The sequence below is a fragment of the Immundisolibacter sp. genome, assembly GCF_041625615.1.
GTDB lineage: Bacteria > Pseudomonadota > Gammaproteobacteria > Immundisolibacterales > Immundisolibacteraceae > Immundisolibacter.
This window is the reverse complement of record NZ_JBFJTF010000216.1, coordinates 1-2,361: the sequence shown is the minus strand read 5'-3', so window position 1 is coordinate 2,361 and position 2,361 is coordinate 1. Positions and strand designations below refer to the sequence as shown.

Genomic DNA, 2,361 nt, shown 5'->3' with positions numbered 1-2,361 from the left:
GGGCCCCGCGGTGCGGGCACATGTTCAGGAAAACCCGCAGCTGTCCGTGATTGTCGCGGGTCAGGATGACCGGGTCCTGACTCATCTGGCGGGTTACGTAATCCCCGTTGCGCGGCACTTCCGTGTCGTGACCGACGTAAAGCCAGGCGCGGCCGAATACGCGTTCCTGCTCAACCCGGAACACCTCCCAGTCGGCGTAGGCCTTCATGCTGACCAGGCCGTGTTGCTCGTCCACCAGCGCAGCCAGGTCAAGTCCGTTGTTCGACATTACATCCCCTCCTTGGGCGCCGCGCGCGGCTTGCGAAATGCCAACGCAGCCATGGGCAACCTAACGCTCGTTGATGTTAGTCCGGGCGGCGATGAGTTGACCAGTTCAGCTTGGCCAGGATGCACCCGTGAGCGGACGCGCTACGGTTCCTCGGCGGTCGTTGCCTGCTGAAAATACGGCAGCACCTCGCGCGCGATGGCGTCCATGTTCTGGCGCGTCATGTCGGCCGGCAGGGTGCCGAACTGGGTCTTGACCAGCACCGTGTCGAAGCCGGCCAGCTTCTGGTAGGCCGCCAGGCGCTCGCGCACCGTGCTGGGACTGCCGATGATGATGACGCCGGCGTCGTTCAGCGAGCGCACCGTCTGCGGCTTGCCGATCATGTCCGGCTGGATGTGCCTGAACGACTCCAGCGACGTGTAACCCGGCGGCAGCAGCATCTCGAAGGGCATGCGCAGGAACTCGTTCTGGATCGCCTCGGCGTGCGGGCCGGCTTCGCGCAGGGCCTGTTCGTCGGTCTCGGCGACGTAAATCGTCGTCGACCAGGCGCATTGGTCCCAGCCGGCGGCGTAGCCGGCCTTGTCGGCTTCTTCCCGGTACTTGTCGAAAAAGCCGGCCACGGTCTTGATGGCGCCCAGGGTCTGGCAGTAGGTGTAGCGGTGGCGGGCCGCCCAGGCGATGGTCTCCGCCGAGCCTTGCGAGGGCACCCACACCGGCGGGTGAGGCGCCTGGTAGGGCCGCGGCCACAGGTTCACGTACTTGTAGTGGTAGTACTCGCCGTCGAACTCGAACGGCCCGGGCTCGGTCCAGGCGCGGATGATCAGGTCGTGGGCTTCCTGAAAGCGCCCCAGGGATTCGGCCGGATTGACGCCGGTGGAGTGGTATTCGGCGCCGATACCGCGCACGAAACCGGCGATGAAGCGACCCCGGCAGAGGTTGTCCAGCATCGCGAATTCTTCGGCGATATTCAGCGGGTTGTTCACCAGCGGCAGGGCGCGGCCCAGGATGGCGATCTTCGCCCGTTTGACGCTGCGCGCCAGGGCGCCTGCCAGCACGCCCGGCACCGGCATCAGGCCATACGGGGTCTGGTGGTGTTCGTTGACGCACACGCCGTCGAAGCCGAGCTGGTCGGCGTATTCCAGTTCGTCCAGATACCGGTTGTAGAGGGCCGCGCCGACCTTCGGATCGTAATGGCGGTTCGGGAACGTGACCCAGGCGCTGCCGTGCTCGCGGATCAGGCTGACGTCCATGTCGGCGTAGGACATGAGGTGAAAATTGAAAAACTTCATGCCCTGCCCTCCCCGGCGCACACCGCGTTCACGAACTGTGTCACGGCCTGCGCGCACCGCTGTGGCTGCTCGATGGGCGGCAAGTGGCCGCAGCCCGGCAGCACCGTGAGGCGCGCGCCTGGAATCAGGCGCTGGTATTCCTGCCCGATCGGTAGCGGAAACAGGCGGTCGTGCTCGCCCCACACCACATGCGTGGGCACGCGGATGCGGTGCAGCCACGGCGGCAAGTGCGGATCGTAGGACCGCGGCTGCCAGACCAGGCGGGCGGTGGTAAAGCGGTTCTTGAGCTGGCGCTCGCGTTCCTCGGGCGGCACCTGCATCGCCAGCAGCTGGTCGGCGACGGACTGATCGTGAATCAGCGCCCGCAGGCTCTGCTCCGGGTTGCCCATGAAGTTGTCGATGCGCGCCACGCCATGCACGTGTACCCCGGCCGCCGAAATCAGCGTCAGGGATCGGATGCGCGAGCAGTCCTTGATCGCCAGCGCCGCAGCGGTCCAGCCGCCCAGGCTGTGGCCGACCAGGTGGATGCCGGTCAGGTCGAGCTCCTGCAGGACGTCCAGGTAGTAATAGGCCAGATCCTCGACGCGCTTTAGCCAGGCCGGCGTGTCCGAATCGCCAAAGCCTGGATGCTCGGGCACCAACAGGTGAAAGTCCCGCGCCAGCAGGTCCATGAACGGCAGCCACTGGCTGGCGCCGCCCGCGCCGTGCAGGAACAGCACCGTCTGGGCAGCGGGTGTGGGCGGGCCGCCCTGCATCAGCTTCATGCGCACGCCGGCCAGCGTGCGCATGGCCTGGGTGTGGCTCATC

General features: G+C 66.5%; 3 protein-coding genes. All 3 read right to left on the bottom strand.

The genetic code is table 11. The annotated features are described in order from the left end of the window. The coding region (locus ABYX71_RS11610; RefSeq protein WP_372696653.1) for a Rieske 2Fe-2S domain-containing protein at positions 1-268 on the bottom strand (268 nt) is incomplete at its 3' end. A 140-nt stretch (positions 269-408) separates the two neighbouring features. Continuing rightward, positions 409-1,554, bottom strand: a complete 1,146-nt coding sequence (locus ABYX71_RS11605; RefSeq protein ID WP_372696652.1) for an LLM class flavin-dependent oxidoreductase — start codon at positions 1,552-1,554, stop codon at positions 409-411. Then, positions 1,551-2,361 (bottom strand): alpha/beta fold hydrolase (locus ABYX71_RS11600; protein WP_372696651.1); only part of this gene is annotated, 811 nt, incomplete at its 5' end. The genes ABYX71_RS11605 and ABYX71_RS11600, both read right to left, overlap by 4 nt.